The sequence below is a fragment of the Thalassoglobus sp. genome, assembly GCF_048270125.1.
GTDB lineage: Bacteria > Planctomycetota > Planctomycetia > Planctomycetales > Planctomycetaceae > Thalassoglobus.
In genome coordinates this window covers 344,627-361,025 of sequence record NZ_JBLWTN010000004.1, presented here as the reverse complement: position 1 = coordinate 361,025, position 16,399 = coordinate 344,627, and the positions used below count along the sequence as shown (strand labels likewise).

General features: G+C 49.9%; 10 protein-coding genes. 4 read left to right on the top strand and 6 right to left on the bottom strand.

The features are described 5' to 3' along the window. Window positions 1-285 precede the first annotated feature (285 nt). A complete protein-coding gene (locus tag ACN0YR_RS07570) occupies window positions 286-2,001 on the top strand; it encodes a CocE/NonD family hydrolase (RefSeq protein WP_417848591.1) in 1,716 nt (571 codons plus the stop codon). Window positions 2,002-2,218: 217 nt separating this feature from the next. Here the strand turns inward: ACN0YR_RS07570 and ACN0YR_RS07565 are convergent, their stop codons facing one another. Both ACN0YR_RS07565 and ACN0YR_RS07560 read right to left on the bottom strand, forming a co-directional pair. Further along, window positions 2,219-3,541 carry a Gfo/Idh/MocA family oxidoreductase gene (locus ACN0YR_RS07565; protein ID WP_417848639.1) on the bottom strand — a complete coding sequence of 441 codons (1,323 nt, stop codon included), beginning with the start codon at window positions 3,539-3,541 and terminating at the stop codon, window positions 2,219-2,221. Between the two features lie 147 nt (window positions 3,542-3,688). Next, window positions 3,689-6,175, bottom strand: a complete 2,487-nt coding sequence (locus ACN0YR_RS07560) for a DUF1549 domain-containing protein (protein ID WP_417848590.1) — start codon at window positions 6,173-6,175, stop codon at window positions 3,689-3,691. 400 nt (window positions 6,176-6,575) lie between these two features. Here ACN0YR_RS07560 and ppk1 point away from each other — a divergent pair, with 400 nt between their 5' ends. Next, entirely contained in the window at window positions 6,576-8,684 is a 2,109-nt protein-coding gene (gene ppk1 / locus ACN0YR_RS07555; protein WP_417848589.1) for a polyphosphate kinase 1, read from the top strand. A gap of 171 nt (window positions 8,685-8,855) precedes the next feature. Next, the gene (locus tag ACN0YR_RS07550; RefSeq protein ID WP_417848588.1) at window positions 8,856-9,437 is read left to right on the top strand and encodes a cob(I)yrinic acid a,c-diamide adenosyltransferase; all 582 of its coding nucleotides are present in this window, start codon (window positions 8,856-8,858) and stop codon (window positions 9,435-9,437) included. A 21-nt stretch (window positions 9,438-9,458) separates the two neighbouring features. Here ACN0YR_RS07550 and ACN0YR_RS07545 read toward each other — a convergent pair whose 3' ends face one another. Then, complete coding sequence (locus tag ACN0YR_RS07545; protein WP_417848587.1) at window positions 9,459-10,634, bottom strand: SGNH/GDSL hydrolase family protein; 1,176 nt, start codon at window positions 10,632-10,634, stop codon at window positions 9,459-9,461. A 167-nt stretch (window positions 10,635-10,801) separates the two neighbouring features. Here ACN0YR_RS07545 and ACN0YR_RS07540 point away from each other — a divergent pair, with 167 nt between their 5' ends. Further along, window positions 10,802-12,307, top strand: a complete 1,506-nt coding sequence (locus tag ACN0YR_RS07540; protein ID WP_417848586.1) for a PQQ-binding-like beta-propeller repeat protein — start codon at window positions 10,802-10,804, stop codon at window positions 12,305-12,307. A 345-nt stretch (window positions 12,308-12,652) separates the two neighbouring features. Here ACN0YR_RS07540 and ACN0YR_RS07535 read toward each other — a convergent pair whose 3' ends face one another. The 3 genes from ACN0YR_RS07535 to ACN0YR_RS07525 all read right to left on the bottom strand — a co-directional run bounded on the left by ACN0YR_RS07535 (window position 12,653) and on the right by ACN0YR_RS07525 (window position 16,341). Beyond that, window positions 12,653-13,000, bottom strand: coding sequence for a rhodanese-like domain-containing protein (locus ACN0YR_RS07535; protein WP_417848585.1), 348 nt, complete (start codon window positions 12,998-13,000; stop codon window positions 12,653-12,655). A gap of 175 nt (window positions 13,001-13,175) precedes the next feature. Beyond that, entirely contained in the window at window positions 13,176-14,357 is a 1,182-nt protein-coding gene (gene tatC, locus ACN0YR_RS07530) for a twin-arginine translocase subunit TatC (protein WP_417848584.1), read from the bottom strand. Window positions 14,358-14,574: 217 nt separating this feature from the next. Continuing rightward, window positions 14,575-16,341: a 2-oxo acid dehydrogenase subunit E2 gene (locus ACN0YR_RS07525; RefSeq protein WP_417848583.1), complete on the bottom strand. Its 1,767-nt coding sequence runs from the start codon at window positions 16,339-16,341 to the stop codon at window positions 14,575-14,577. Window positions 16,342-16,399: the final 58 nt, after the last annotated feature.

The window sequence follows — 16,399 nt, the reverse complement described above, 5'->3', positions numbered from 1 at the left end:
AAAACACGGGAAACGTCTTCTCCAGAGAAGGCATCTTCGCGCTAAGCAAATCGTAGCTGTGATTGACATCAGAGAATAGTGGGACAACGCTACAACGGAAAAGTTGCTGGCCGCGAGGAAAACCCACAACCGATTCAACAACTGGAGAATGGCCTCTCAAAGACTTAGGAAAACTCTCATCTCAGAGGTTTTCGGAGAGGTGTCAAGAACCTATAACATTTAAAGATCAACTGCAGATCAATTAGAAGCAGATCAATCACAACATGTCAGCGGGAACATTTATAAATGACCACGTCATCGAACCTTTCTCGAAGTCATCACAGATTGATGGGCTTTTTGTTACTGGTTGCCATATTCTTAACGGCTCAGCGTACAATCGTCGCCCAAACTCAGCCGGACACTGCCAAATCTCTCGATCTTGGCGGTGTGACTGAACAGCATGTCATGGTTCCGATGCGGGACGGAAAGCATCTTTCAGTTTACCTTTATCTCCCTGAAGGCGATGGCCCGTGGCCTGTTCTTTTCGAGCAACGTTACGCCAGTTTACGCGGAAACTCGACTCGCCTTTTTGCTGCCGAGCTTGCCAAAAGGGGATACGTGGTGGCCCTGGTGAATTATCGAGGAACACATCTTTCCGAAGGAAAATGGGTCGGCTACCGAACGATTCAATGGGGAGAACTGCAAGACGGATATGACGTCTGCGAATGGCTGGCGGAACAGAAATGGTCGACGGGGAAAGTGGGAACATTCGGAAGTTCACAGGGTGGATACGCACAGAATTATCTCGCAGTCACTCAGCCGCCACATCTGGTCTGCCAGTACATGGTTGACACCGGACTCAGCTTATTTCAGGAAGGGTATCGAATCGGTGGGACCACACGACCAGAACGTTTTAAAGGGATGGATGGAGTTGCCAGGAATCCTCAGGACAACCGGGACTTACTCGCCGAATGGTTTCAACATCCTCATTTCGATGATTATTGGAAAGCCGAAGACGCTTCGCGCCATTTTGACAAGATGAACGTCCCCTGCTTCACAATCGGAAGCTGGTACGACTTTATGAATCAGGGGTCGATCGCCAGTTTCCAGGGTCGACAGGCCCATGGAGGACCGAACTCGAGAGGTCAGCAGCAGTTACTGATCGGACCATGGCTGCACGGACGGACGAACAAAGGAAACCGCGTTGGTGAATTGACGTACCCCGAAAATGCAGCTTGGCCATCTCTTGACCACATGGTCGAATGGTTCGACCACTACTTGAAAGGCAAAGACAACAAAGTCGAAGAGGCTCCGACCGTTCGGTACTACGTGATGGGGGCAACCGGAGAGCCGGATGCGCCAGGAAACGTCTGGAGAAGTGCCGACGACTTTCCGCCACAGTCAACTGCGACACCAATTTATCTTCAGCAAGACAAATCACTATCAGAAAAACTTCCAGCGAAGAATGAAAGTTTCACAAGTTACATCAGCGATCCACTCAACCCAATGGAAATTCCCGGTCGATCATTTCCCGGAGCACGCGATGCACGCGCATTCGAAGAGCAGTCGGAAGTACTGACATTCACCAGCGAAGTCCTCGAACATCCAATCGAATGGACGGGACGTGTCCACGCGGAACTCTTTGTTTCCTCGACTGCACCAGATACAGATTTCATCGTAAGAATCAGCGATGTCTATCCTGATGGACGCTCAATCTTAATCGTCGACTATCCTTGGCGTGCCCGCTATCGCGATGGTTTTGACCACGAAGTTTTGATGGAAGCTGGAAACGTTTACAAAGTCGGCTTTCCGGTTGGATGGATGAGCCAGATCTTTAACAAGGGACATCGCATCCGTGTCACTATTGCCAGCACTGGCGCCCCATTGTACGAGCCGAATCCTCAAACGGGAAAACCACTGACAATCGAATTCCCCGAGGATGCGCAGAAGGCAACCAACTCAATCCACCACAGCAAAAAATATCCATCAAAGATCATCGCCCCGGTGATTCACCAGAACTGATCAGATCAGTCGATGGCGTGAAGGACTTTGAGAATGCACAACAACTGGAACTTTACGTACGACTTCGATGCGAGCAGCCCATGAACACATAAAACTGACCTTCACGGGCATGACACGCTTTGACATTTCCGGAACAATCCTTGAAGAGATCCTGATACCTGAAATTGCTCGCTCATACATCGATATCAGCGACGTTTTTCAGGTTGTGGGAATTGCCCTACACTTCGGGGTATTTCCATTCGCCACGGTACTCGCGGCGGAGCAGGGCGTTGGCTTCGTCATCACCGGGAATGATTTCTTTCTCACCATCCCAGTCGATACTGCGTCCCAGCTTATAAGAGAGCATCCCGAGTAAAGAAAGGTTCGTTGCCAAATGGCCAATCTCTGCACTCGCGACGGGGGTTCGTCCGGATTCGATGCAATCCAAAAAGTCTTGCCAAAGTGGCGGAACATTGTGACCATCTTTTTCGTTGTCAAATTTTGGGTCCTGATGAACCGGCTTTTGCCCCCCCTTGCTGGGGTAAAACGTCCAACCATCACGCCAGCCCATATGAAAGACGCCATTCGTTCCATAGAAGTAGCAACCATACGGATGCGGTTCAGCTCCCTTGCCACCAAATCGATGATGCTCCCAAGTCGCGGTGAATGTCTCAAATTCGTAAACGGCAGACTGGTGGTCAGGGGCGTCGGATGTTTGGCCACTTTCATTGTTCACAGCTTCCCCACGGACCGGTCGTCCTCCGGTTGAGTAAATTCGCTTCGGTGCTTTCTCATCAGTCCACCAGAGCACCTGATCCAACCAATGAACTCCCCAGTCTCCAAGGGTTCCGTTGGCATAATCAAGGAAATGACGAAATCCGCCGGGATGAATCTTTCGATTGAACGGTCTGAGTGGGGCAGGGCCGCAGTACATCTCCCAGTCCAGATCTTTCGGCGGCTGGCTATTCGGAGTGGACGATTCTTTCCCGCCCCCGCCATGCACAAACATCCGGACGAGTCCAATATCCCCCACCTGGCCCGACTTCAAAAACTCCATTCCTGACACATGATGCGGACCGATTCGACGATGAAGTCCAACCTGTACAATGCCGTCTGCCTGCTCGGTCGCCTTCACAATCGCCCGGCTTTCGTTAACAGTATGCCCGGTCGGTTTTTCCAGAAAGACATGTGCTCCAGCTTTGAGGGAATCAATTGTATTCAATGCATGCCAGTGATCCGGAGTCGCGATGATGACGATTTCAACATCTTCCTTCTCAAGCATTTCTCGATAGTCGCTGTAAAGCTTTGGCTCGTCATCGGTGAGTGCCGAAATTTCGTCGGCACAGACTTCTGCTTGCGACATGTCGACATCGCACAATGCCACGACTTTCGACTTCCCTGCCTTGATTGCCTCGATGAGGATGTTCGTCCCCCACCACCCCGAGCCGATCAACGCTGTCCGGTATTTTTTTGCTTTCGACTGTGCATGAACATATGGCGCACCGAATGAAAGAGCTGCTGTCGTTGCAGCGGACGTTGAGAGAAAATTTCGGCGATTGATTTGCATGATGATTTTGAAGAGATTTCGATGAGGGATCGTGGATCAACTAAACTTGCAGAAGTACCGATCGAAGTGCTTCTCGAACTGGAATTTCCACGACTGAATGTAGAGATTACGTCCTGCTGAAAAACGTCTGATCAGAAACAATTAGTGATTAAAAATAAACTCGCGGCTGGTCATCAGCGACCAGAAAAGATCTTCGATGACGAGACGTTGTTCTTCTGGTGAGGTCTCGTTCATGATTGTCGTCAAAGCACTTCGTTCGCCAACAGTTGGATAGCGGCTCAAGCACCAAAGGAATGATTGGTCAACGAGCGACTCAGTAGACATTCCATTTTCCCTCTGGGCGAGCAGCGATGCGATACGGCCCTCTTTGCTTTCAACCTTTTCGTTGATCGTTGTTCCGTTCGACAGATGCAGGACCTGCACCATGCTCGGGACGTTGGATCGCTCACACTCGCAAACAATGTTTCTTGTGTTTCTCCCGAAAGTTTTCAGAAAGTAAGATTCTACTGAAGAGTCATAAAGCTGAATCGCTCGGGTTCCAACAGGATAAAAGTCCGTCTTTTGGAAGTCTGCACCAGGAAAAGCGACGCGTTCAAAGTTTGAAGGAACATCGGTCGCCTGAGCAATCGAATCGTGAATGACTTCTGCAATCAATCGGCGAGGGAAGTACCTCGAATAGAAGCGTGTGTCGGCTTCGTTCCCCTCAATCGGTAAGCTTGAACGCTGATAGGCATTCGATTGCAGGATCTGCCGCATCAAGGTTTTTAAATCAAATTTGTTATCAACAACATATTTTGCAGCGGCTTCGAGAAGTTCTTCATTGCTGGCGGGGTTGGAGACACGCATGTCATCGATCGATTCGACCAGCCCCACGCCGAAGAAATTCGCCCAGACACGGTTGGTAATCGACTTCGCGAAGTAGGGATTTTCCGGCGATGTCATCCACTTTGCCAGCTCAATTCTGCGATCTTCGGTGCTGTCAAAAGGAATCGGTTCTCCATCGAGCGGAGTCGGCGGTTGCGGCTTGCCTGTTCGAGGTTGATAAAGCTCCCCACTCTCGACAACGAAGACTGTTCGCAATCCGTCACCATTCCGTCGATCTCCGCCCCAACCTTTTGCACGCACCCGGGAGAAGAGATTTGCCATCGAGTAGTACTGGTCGTTGGTCCATTTTTCGAGTGGGTGATTGTGACATTTCGCACAACCAATACTCAGTCCCAGAAATGCCTGACAGGCATTCTCCGTCATGTCTTCTGGAGTTTCATAGAGCGAATAGAAATTGGCCGCTCCATTTTCATAGGTGCTGCCGGTCGCTGTCAAAATCTCTCGAACGAACTGATCCCACGGCGTATTTTTCTCGACCCGGGCATAAACCCATTTGTAATAAGCCTTGAGCGCCTCTGGTCTCAACAATTGACCATTGAGCATCAAAATGTCTGACCACTTGTAGGTCCAGTAGTCGACAAACTCCGGACGTTCCAGCAGCGACTCAATCAGCTTGTCTCGTTTGTCTTCTTCAGTCGCAGCGAGAAATGACTTCACTTCTTCAGGGGTCGGTGGAAGTCCAATCGTATCGAGGAAGACCCGTCGAACGAACGTTGCATCATCACACCTTGGTGAAGGTGGGAGCTTGAGACGTTGAAGCTGTTCGTTGATCAATGTGTCGATGAAGCCACGGGGCTGCAGCGAGGTATAGACTTCAGCCGGGACATCGTTTTCATAAGGGACGGTAATTCTTGCGACAGAAATTTTCGATGAGAACCAACCGACAATCGCCCCTTCACCAGCCCCGATGATGGAGACCTTGCCTGATTCATCAACCGTGCAGACCGCTTCGTTCGTGGAAGTCCACTTCACCCAGTTCGTCACATCACGATTTGAATGGTCAGTATATTTTGCGTATCCGAGAAGTTGTTGGGTTTGCCCTTTCTTAAGCTGAACTCGCTTGGGCAACACCGTGATCGTTTCAACCAAGGGGTCATTTTCGCTGGGAGCAGGTGCACCGTTTGCAATCCATTCTGCGATGATGCGATAGTCTCTCGATTCGTTATCCAGTCGCAAACCTCCCTTGTGGGGGATCGCTCCCGAAGGTTTCGCGAGGACCAAACTTCGCCCGGGATCTGAGAATTCGACACGGCGACCGAGATCTTGCTTCGTGATCGCGAAGTGGTCTGACTGCGGATCATACATCCCCAAAGAGAGACGGAACCCTCCTTTCCCTGCGAGAGCCCCATGGCACGCCCCGGTGTTACACCCAGCCTTCGTCAGCGCCGGCTCAACATGATTTCGAAAACTCCACAGGTACGGCACATCCATGTCGCCAATAGTGATCGTCGCTGAGGCGGATCGATTTCCATGACGGACAGTAACGACTGTCTTGCCATTTGATTTCGGGCGAATCACTCCCTCATTATCGACCGCTGCAATTTTCTCATCCTGAATTGTCCAATCCATCTCGTCATGAATCTGACTTTGAATCATTTCCCCGGAGCGATTTTGAAGAATCACTCGAGCCGAAGATTCCGGACCACTCAAAACAATGTCATTGGGAATCAGGATCAGGCCATCATCAGCTGCTGCCAATGGGCATAAAACGATCAGACAAAACAGAAATGTATGGGATGTCATAGAATTCATAATCGTTCGTCGATGAGTCGTTCAAGATGAGTTGTTCAGTTTGTGCAAAGTGCTCAACGCATGAGGCAATCGAAAACCTTGCAATTGTCTCAATTTCTCAGTGTCAGAGAGATCAAGTTCTAAATTCCGACCAGTTCTAAGCCACCACTCAACTCCTGAGGTCAGCAGCATTCGCAAATCACAATCCGTTGATATGATAGCTTGTTGCGCAGCCTGCGTGCAGTCTTCTTTGCAGGAGCATCAGTCAACTCCGTTAAGAATCATGAGAAAGTGGATGATTCAGACTCGCGAGATTTTCTGACTCTGATATTCTCAAGGAAATCGAGACATCGATCAGCAGAAACGTCACCAGACGTTCGCAACGGGCGAATGAAGCAAATGAGTTTTCGAAATGAGTGAGACTACGTATTTTGACCGTGAATTGAGCTGGTTGGAATTTAATCAGCGAGTTCTGAATGAGGCTCTTGATGAAGACGTCCCGCTTCTCGAACGTCTGAAATTTCTGGCGATTACGAGCTCTAATCTGGATGAATTCTTCCGTGTTCGAATTGGTGCGCTCACTCACCTGATTGAATCGGACGCTGCGACGATTTCGCCGTCGGGGATGACTCCGTCCGAGCAGATGAAAGCTGTTTGTGCGCGTGTCAACAAAATGGTTGACGACCAATACAAGTGCTACTTGAACGAATTGGCTCCTCAATTGAGCGCGCAAGGGATTCGTCAGCTTCACGCAGAGGAGTTGAATTCCGCACAAAAAATGATGCTCAAGCAGCTCTTTCAGTCAGAGATTCTCTCAGTCCTGACTCCAATGGCTGTCGGAAATGGAAATCCGTTTCCACTTCTGGCGAATCAGATTGTCAATGTCTGTGTTCGTCTTTCCCCACGAAAAGACGCCTCTGAGAACGCCGTCCTGTTGCCTCGGTATGCGGTGATCCCATTTGGTCGGACGCTGTCCCGATTTTATTCTCTCCCGTCGGAGAGCGGTTTTGCTTATATGCATCTGGAAGACATTCTTTCATTGTTCATTCACGAATTCTTTCCCGGTGAAGAAGTCGAAGAGTGCCACGCATTCCGTCTGACCAGAAATGCTGAAGTGGAAGTTGAAGAGCTGACTCCACAGGGACTCGCGGTCAACATGGCAGAGGTGATTGTTGCGCGGACAGAAGCAGATTGCCTGCGTCTCGAAATTGATGACGCAGCTTCAGATGAGCTGATTCATTTTTTGCAGCAGGAAATTCACGTCAGTCCAGAACAAATTTACCGCCTCCCTGGCCCCGTCGATTTGGGAGCGTTCATGGAACTCGCTGGGCGACGCGGATTTGAGCACTTGAAATATGATGCGTGGCCAGCAGTCCGCTCACCAGATGTTTCCGCCGAAGAATTAATGTTCGACACGATCGCAGAAAAAGATGTGCTTCTTTTTCATCCATACGAAAGTTTCGAACCAGTTGTCAGGCTTATCGAAGAAGCAGCCGATGACCCGGACGTCATTGCCATCAAACAGACTCTTTATCGGATTAGTAGCCGAAGTTCGATTATTCGCGCTCTGAAAAGGGCGGTCGACAACGGGAAACATGTCACCGTCTTGCTGGAACTCAAAGCTCGATTTGACGAAGAACGAAACCTGAAGCAGGCCCGAGAGCTTGAATCAATCGGAGCTCAAGTCATTCATGGCGTGAAAGGACTCAAAACGCATGCCAAAGTTTGCATTATCGTCCGCCGCGAACCTGGCGGAATTCAACGGTATGTCCATTTCGGAACTGGAAATTACAACGAATCAACTGCCAAACTTTACAGCGACGTCTCGATATTAACGTGCAACGAAGACCTGGGGGCGGATGCCGTTGCCTTTTTCAACACGATCGCTGGCGATTCGCAGCCTCCGCAGAATTATCGCAAAATAGAATCCGCTCCACTGAAATTACGGACCACATTAATTGAACATATTGCAGCCGAGGCAAAACGGGCGGAGAGCGGACAAGAAGCGAAAATCATGGTCAAGCTTAACGCCTTGACCGACACAGCATTGATCGACGCTCTATACAGCGCCTCGCAATCGGGCGTGAAGATCTTCTTGAACATCCGTGGAATCTGTTGTTTGAAGCCCGGAGTCCCTGGTCTGAGCGAAAACATCCGCGTCGTCAGTATCGTCGATCGGTTCCTCGAACATGCTCGAATTTTATACTTACATCAAGGGGGCGACCCACAGCTGTATATCTCCAGCGCCGACTGGATGGCTCGAAACCTTGATCAGCGAAAAGAACTCCTCGTTCCGGTTGAAGACCCGAAATGTCGTCGTCAATTGATTCACATTTTCAATGTATTCGACCAAGACAATGTCAAGGCGTCAGTGCTTCAGCCGGATGGTTCTTATACCAAAAAGTCGATGGGAGAAGCTGAACCGTTTCGAGCTCAAGAAGTTCTTTATCAAGCAAGCAAGAATGCATCGAACCGAATTGCCAAAAAACAAAGAACTATGTTCGAGCCGCATCACTTTTAACAAAGACCGATATCAAAGACAGACACAACTGCGATATCGCAGCCGCTCCCGGAACGATACTGACATCGACATGTTTCGTTGACCACGTCTCAACTTCACAGGTTCACAGGCTGCTCGTCAGGCGACAGAACGTGAAGGCCAATATTGAATTCGCTCTGAAAGAAGTACACGATGGTCTACCTCAATAAAATCTACACCAAGACCGGTGATTCCGGTGAAACATCTTTGGGTGACGGAACACGAGTTCCCAAAACGCATCTGAGAATCGGTGCATACGGAGGCGTTGATGAACTCAACGCTGCGATCGGCGTTGCGATTGCTTGCGGTTCACTTCCCAACAAAACAGCGGAAGTTCTCACGATCATACAGAATGATCTCTTTGACGTCGGAGCCGATCTGTGCGTCCCTGAATCAGACGAACCGCTCGAATACGAACCGCTTCGAATGACGCAGCCAAAGATTGATCAGCTTGAAAAGCGGATCGACGCGAACACCGAAAAGCTGACTCCACTCAACAGTTTTATTCTTCCGGGTGGAACTCCGGGGGCGGCGCATTTGCATCTGGCACGAACAGTCTGCCGCCGTGCAGAAATCGGTGTCATCGCACTCGCTGAGGTGGAAAAAATCAACCCGCTCGTCGTCATGTACTTGAATCGACTGTCAGACCTGCTGTTCGTTCTCGCCAGGATTGTTAACGATCATGGTGAAGCTGACATTCTTTGGAAACCGGGCGGTGAACGCTCAGGCGAATAACAGCTCCGGGACTCCACCGGTTCATTTTCCGGGGTCCAAGAGTGTTGCAATCACCTGTGCATAAACCCGATGTCCGAAGTCATTCGGATGGTTCACACCGTTCCCGGTCTGGTCCCAATCCTGCTTCAGATTCAAGAACTCTGTCCAGATGGCGGTCACGTCGGCAAGGGCGATGCCCGGCTCACAAAGCTCCTGAAGTGCGTCTCGATATTCGGGAAACCGCTCATGTTTCAGCGTGATCCATCCCCGGTTCCCCAACATCGATGCGACCAGAATAAACTCCGTTTCCGGTTGCTGCTCTCGAATCAAGTCGATCGTTTGTTTTGTTTTCGCCTGATAATCTTCGGTTGATCGGCCCGCAGAATCATTCATACCAAATGCCAGAATCACAAGGTCCGGCTTCTCTTTCAAGACATTCTCAACTTGTGTGATTCCCCAATCGGTCGCTTTCCCACCGACAGACAAATTCTTGAGTTTCACTTCCGTACCGAAACGATTTTCCAGGTGAATTTGCAGCAACTCAGGATAGGCCGGCTGATACGGTGGAGCCTTTCCTAACTCTGATGAGTTCGCACCAGCGGAAATACTATCTCCCAAAACCACAATTGAAACGGGCTGTTGACTCGTTAGTTTCGAGACTGTTTTCGGAAGTGCTTTGGAATCGTAAACCGGCACGGCAGACTTCCAAAGGTCGGGGGCATGTTGATAAGTGATGCACGTTTGCATCTCTGCATATTCCAATCTCGCCCCGAATAAAATTTCCCCATTCCCGTCACGGTGCGTCAGGCGGTATTGCTGAGACCCGGCAGGTCGACGAAGTTCATCGGGATGATGGATCGGAATCCTCGAGCCAGCTGGGATCGTAATTTCTCGACTGCCAATCTTCCAAACGTAGTCACGCCCTTCCTCATAAACGATCTCACCTGAAGAACTTTTAACGGAGAGAATTTTCTGAATTGGAAACAAAACGGACGCTGCAGCGGTGGTTCCTTCTGGATCTTCTTTGAGAAACAAAACGGATTCGCCTTCCACTTGTTCTCCACGCCAGAACGGACGCAGCAGTGCGGCGTCGTACTTCCAACGCTCCTCGCTGGTCTCTTCGGAAAACGTGAAGTTCGAGAGACAAAGCAAAACAACGCAAGCACTCAAAAGAGAGTTGAGTCGTCCATTCGAGTTCAATCCGACAGTGCAAGCCATTCCGGTCAGTTCCTTGAAGTCGAGGTCACGAGAAGTGAGAGAGGAGTCAGACTACTACAGACTGAAGCAGCGTACAAGAATCAGGATGTCGTCTTGCAATTGTTTCCGAATGACTGTTCAATTCATTCCTTGAGCACTCCTCTGTGATTACGAAAGAAATTAGCCCGATGACCTCTTCCTTGTTCGCGAATAAAAACGGCCTCTTCCTCTTTGGAGCTTTCCTCGCTCTCACATTTCAATCCTGCAGCGATGCTCAAGAACCTGGGCGAGCAACTTTGTCTCCTTCGTCGCCTCCCTCATCCGCGAAGACGATTAGCCCGGAAAGAGAAGGGGAGGACTGGCCTCATTTTCTAGGACTGACCCATTATGGAATTTCCCAAGAAACAGGCTTACTTGAAAAATGGCCGGAAGCAGGTCCGCCGCTGATTTGGGAAAAAGAAGTTGGCACAGGCTACGGAGCCCCATCGGTGCTCGGGCGTCAATTAGTTTTACACCATCGTGTTGACGACGAAGAGATCGTGGAATGCTGGGACGCTCTGAACGGGAAAGAGATTTGGAAGTATGCGTATCCAAGCAAATTCCGTGACCCATACGGGTACAACAACGGACCTCGCTGTTCACCCGTCCTGACCAAGAAACATTGCTTTACTCTCGGTGCAGAAGGGAAGCTGGTTTGTTTGAAGCTCTCTGACGGGTCCCTAGTGTGGAAACACGATCTCAAAGCTGACTACAACATCCCTGATGGATTCTTCGGTGTCGGTGCTTCACCAATCCTCGAAGGCCAGAAGTTGATTGTTCTCGTAGGTGGCCAACCCAACTCTGGAGTCGTCGCATTCGATTCGTTTTCTGGGAAAAAACTCTGGGAAGCGGTCGGAGAAGAGACTTGGGACAATACTGAAACGGGTTGGTCAAACGATCCGACCTATCAGTGGAAAGGTGATGAAATGGTGGTCAGCTACTCATCTCCTGTCGCAGCTACGATTCATGGAAAACGTCATCTCCTCTGTCTGATGCGGCAAGGTTTGGTCTCACTTGATCCAGAGACCGGGAAGACTCATTTCAAGCACTGGTTTCGATCGCGAACTCATGATTCCGTGAATGCCGCACGACCGGTCGTCGTCAATGATACGATTCTGCTGTCAGCTGCATATCGAGTGGGGGCAACACTTCTGAAAGTCAATCCGGACGGGAAGAGCTACGATGTCGTGTGGAGTGATGCCCGCAACTTACTCACACACTGGTCGACAGCCATCCCGCTTGACGATTGCTTCCTCGGCTTTAGTGGACGCCACGAGAACGAAGGAGAACTCCGCTGCATCGATGCCAAAACCGGTAAGGTGAAGTGGGAAACAAGCGGCTACGACAATCCAGAAACTCTTGGAAGATCGGCCTCTGGAGCAATTGTCAACAAGGAGACGGGAAAGGTTGTCCCGTGGCCATTTTACGGACGTGGATCCAAAATCCTCGCAGACGGAAAATTCATAGTCCTGGCAGAACGTGGGACTCTTGCACTTGTGAATGCGACAACCGAAAACTGGCAGGAAATCTCTCGATACTCCGCACCACGGATGCACTACCCCTGCTGGACCGCTCCAGTTCTTTCACGTGGTCTGTTGTACTTACGATGTGATGATGCGCTGGTCTGCATCGACCTTAAAAAAGAGAGCGAGTAGCAACTGACGTCGAGATAAATCAGATTGCTCAATAGCGTTTCTCGAATTGGAGTACGCGCTCTGCATCGTCGCGAACACCAATTCGAAAAATGCGATCGCGATGTGTTTTAGAGCATCTTTCGAACTGGTTTGCAGGTTCTACCTCGTGGCGAACAGCATTTTTACTAGAGCATCTTTCGAATTGGTTTGCAGGTTCTGCCTCGTGGCGAATAGCACTTTTACTGATGAAACGCGTTCTTCACGGGCACATGGTAGAGCAAACTGCTCTAGAACCAGTCCGAAAAATTCTGAAATAGGTGCTTTCCTCAACGTTTGAGAGAGCAACTTCACGTTTCAGGACCAGTTCTAATATCGCGGGACAGAATCATCGATTTCCTGTGACCAGGCATCGATACCGCCTGCCATGTTCTGGACCTTGGCAAAGTCTTGGCCTTTTAGCCATTGAGTGACCCGCATACTGCGTCCACCATGATGGCAGTGAACAATGATGTGTTCATCCCTGTGTTGCGCAAGCTCTTCTGAGCGATCCTGCATTTCACTCATCGGGATGAGAGTCGCCCCGGCAATGCGGGCGGTCTCGTATTCATCTTTTTCACGGCAATCGATAAACAGGAATTGCTCGCCAGCATCCTGAAGCGCCTTCACATGGTGAACATCAACTTCAATAGGGAGTTCTTGATTCTCTGCAGACATGGGTGATTCTTTCCGTACTCATCCGGTTGTGGTTTGAAAGGGTAAATTCTCGCGAACAGAGTCACCTACCGCTTTAGAGTATCTTTCGAATAGGTGTTCAGGTTCTGTCTCGTAGCGAACAGCGATTGCACTGGCGAAACATGCTCATTCCGGGCACACGGAAGAGCAAACGGTTTTAGATCGCTTCTGGTTCAAACGGACTTGCGGTCGGAGCCCACTTGCAAAGTTTGATTCCGAGTTCGTACAGGAACACTAATGGAATCATCATCAGCAGCATGCTCATCGGATCGGCAGGAGTCAGCAGCATCGAGACAATTGCGATGACCAGGATGGCCATTCGTCGTTGCTCTTTGAACTGCTCCACTTGAAAAATTGAAATTCGTTCAAGGAAGAGCATCACCAGTGGAAGTTGAAAACTGATTCCAAACATCAGCGGTAACATGACAGCAAAGCTGATCCATTCAGAAATTCGGATCTGCGGGCTGATCTCAAGTGTTGCGTTGAATTTCAACAAGAAGTTGAGCACAAACGGAAAGACCGCATAAAAGCAAAATGCCGCACCGACGAGGAATAACACAAGACTGATCCCCCCAAAAACGTACACATATTTTCGCTCGTGCGGATATAATCCTGCAGCCACGAATTGCCACATTTGAAAGAAAATCCAAGGGCTGGAAAGTACCAGTCCCGAAATCAGCGAGACCTTAATGTAAGTCAGAAACGCTTCTTGAACATTCAGCGTGACCGCCCGGCGAGATTGTTCAACTGTTGCCTGAAACTGAGCAAACTCCGGAGCTTGCAAAGTCAACGTGATATTCCGAGATGGAACTGCTTGTTCAGATTCAACAGTCTGATCAGTCTCATTTGTGGTGGCTCTGTTTGTGGTGCCTGCATTCGGGCTTTCGGCACCGGGAGTTTTAGGTTTTTCCGGTTTCGGAAATCGTTCCGGGTCGGCCTTGTGAAGTGCTCGAGTGAGTTCCTCAATCGGAACTTTCACTTTCACCAAGTCGGGATGCGGTTTAATTTCTTCCTCAATGACGTACTCTTCGCCGGTCTCTTCATCAATCGCAGTCTTTTCTGGTTCTCCTAAGAACAATTCGAAGAGTGTGTCAAATCCCAACTGCTCAGCGAACCCGTCCTGGACATCGTCTTCAACGTTGATTTCTGAATATTTCGACAGTGCCTGATCGATTGGCCCACGAATAATGTTAACCAGCTTGGCCCCATTCAGGAGACAGATCACCACGGCGATGACCAAGCCAATAATGGCTTTGATCAAATGCACACGGAGAATTTCCAGATGCTCACCGAATGTCATCGATGAGTCGTCAAAGAGGTCTTTAGTTGGCCGGTTCATATCTCTTAAACTCGTGAATACCTGAAATCAGACGGATCTTTTGAAGCGTTGCTGGAAAAATTCAGCAGCATCACTTGTAGCGAGATCAACGGTATCCACTCGAGTGACCTACAAAAGCAGATCGAGAGAGCAAACTGTCTGGCGAAATCATAGGTTGAAAATCTACACATTACAAGATTTGACGAATTATTCAGTCGCCCACACTTCATGGGGAACTTCAAACGGTTGTTAATAACTGAAACGGATCGTTGAGCAAGTTACAGAATGTCACCACAAACCTGGCGGCCTCTGCTCCATTGATCACACGATGGTCGTAAGACAGACTCACTGGCAGAATCAACCGTTCCTGCACGTTCCCATCAATCAACTTCAGCTCTTTCTGTCCCCGACACATCCCCATGATGCAAACCTCGGGATAGTTCACAATCGGTGTAAATCCGACTCCACCGATTCCTCCGATGTTGGTCACGGTGCAGGTTGCTCCCTGCATCTCGTTGACGGAGAGTTTTCGATCGCGAGCCTTCACTGCCAAATCAGTCACGTCGGCAGCAATATCAAGGATACTTTTCTTGTCACAATCCCGAATGACTGGAACGACAAGACCGTTCGGCGTATCGACCGCACAACCAATGTTGTAGTACTTCTTATAGACGATCTCGTTTGTTTCCGGGTCCAGGCTACTATTGAACTTGGGGAACGCTTGCAAACAGGTCGTCAAAGCTTTGATGACAATCGCAGTCATGGTGACTTTTGGACCATTTTTTCCGATCCCCTGACCGAAACGTTTTCTGGCCTCTTCAAGATCGGTGATGTCTGCCCGGTCATGCTGCGTCACATGTGGAATGACATTCCAGGAGACAGTCAAATTCTCTGCTGCTGTCCGAGCGAGCTTGTTCATCTTCTCCCGCTCGATCACGCCATATTTCGAGAAATCGGGGAGAGGAGGTGGTGCAATCGACCCGGCAGCCAACACAGATCCACTCGAACTGGCAACCGTCCGACTCAGTGATGTCCCTTGAAGCTGCCCTTTAACGTACTTTTGTACATCTTCCTGGCTAATTCGACCACCACTGCCTGAACCTTGGACATCTCGTAAGTTGACTCCCAACTCGCGAGCAAGACGCCGTGTCGAAGGAGCTGCGGGAACTGGGGTCCCGTTCGAGTCGTTATCGTCGCCGCCACCACTCATTGCAGCAGTCTTCGGGGCGGGTGATTGCTTCGCTGGAGCACTCTGCGCTGGCGTTTGATCTGCTGATTTTTCTTTGACAGCTTCTTTCGGAGCCTCATTCGCTGATGAAGACGCCGCTCCTTGTGGAGCCGCTGCCGATTTCGAAGCGGGAACTGAATCGGCCACTTCAAAAGTCACGACGAGCGCACCGACTGGGAGAGAGTCTCCTTCAGAAACATGGATTTTTGTAATCTTCCCGGCATGTTCACTCGGGAGTTCGACAACCGCTTTCTCGGTTTCGAGTTCCATCAACGGATCACCAACGGCAACGGTATCCCCCTCGGAGACCATAATCTCGGCAACATCTGCCGAGTCCACACCTTCACCGAGCGGCGGAAGATTGAAATCGACTGAACCTGTGACGATTTCCGTTTGAGAGGTAGCCAATTCAGGTTCCGCTTTGGCTGGCTCCTCAATGACAACGCATTCAGGTTCCTCCGCTTCTTGAGACTTTGTTGAATCGCTGGCGGTTTCAGCTGCTGCTTCGGCAGGTTTGGAAGAATCAGTCGCACCGGGCGAGGTTTCTTCGACCTCCATATACGGCTGGCCAACCTGAATCGTGTCACCAGAACTGACGAGAATTTTCTTAACGATGCCCGCTCCGGGTGCAGGCAATTCGACAACTGCCTTCTCGGTTTCAAGCTCCATGAGAGCTTGCGTCGGCTCAACCTGGTCGCCTTCGGAGACTAAAATTTCCGCGACATCAGCTTCGTCGACACCTTCGCCGATATTTGGCAGTTCCCACTTAGTACTCATCGTTCTAATCTATCTATGAAGGCTTTGTCTGCAGTCCATTGAAGGAGAAGCAGGCGTT

Bases quoted from the DNA above. Each gene is read 5' to 3' on its own strand.
- ACN0YR_RS07570 (WP_417848591.1), top strand. From the start codon at position 286: ATGACCACGTCATCGAACCTTTCTCGAAGTCATCACAGATTGATGGGC.
- ACN0YR_RS07560 (WP_417848590.1), bottom strand. From the start codon at position 6,175: ATGACATCCCATACATTTCTGTTTTGTCTGATCGTTTTATGCCCATTG.
- ppk1 (WP_417848589.1), top strand. From the start codon at position 6,576: ATGAGTGAGACTACGTATTTTGACCGTGAATTGAGCTGGTTGGAATTT.
- ACN0YR_RS07550 (WP_417848588.1), top strand. From the start codon at position 8,856: ATGGTCTACCTCAATAAAATCTACACCAAGACCGGTGATTCCGGTGAA.
- ACN0YR_RS07545 (WP_417848587.1), bottom strand. From the start codon at position 10,634: ATGGCTTGCACTGTCGGATTGAACTCGAATGGACGACTCAACTCTCTT.
- ACN0YR_RS07540 (WP_417848586.1), top strand. From the start codon at position 10,802: ATGACCTCTTCCTTGTTCGCGAATAAAAACGGCCTCTTCCTCTTTGGA.
- ACN0YR_RS07535 (WP_417848585.1), bottom strand. From the start codon at position 13,000: ATGTCTGCAGAGAATCAAGAACTCCCTATTGAAGTTGATGTTCACCAT.
- tatC (WP_417848584.1), bottom strand. From the start codon at position 14,357: ATGAACCGGCCAACTAAAGACCTCTTTGACGACTCATCGATGACATTC.
- ACN0YR_RS07525 (WP_417848583.1), bottom strand. From the start codon at position 16,341: ATGAGTACTAAGTGGGAACTGCCAAATATCGGCGAAGGTGTCGACGAA.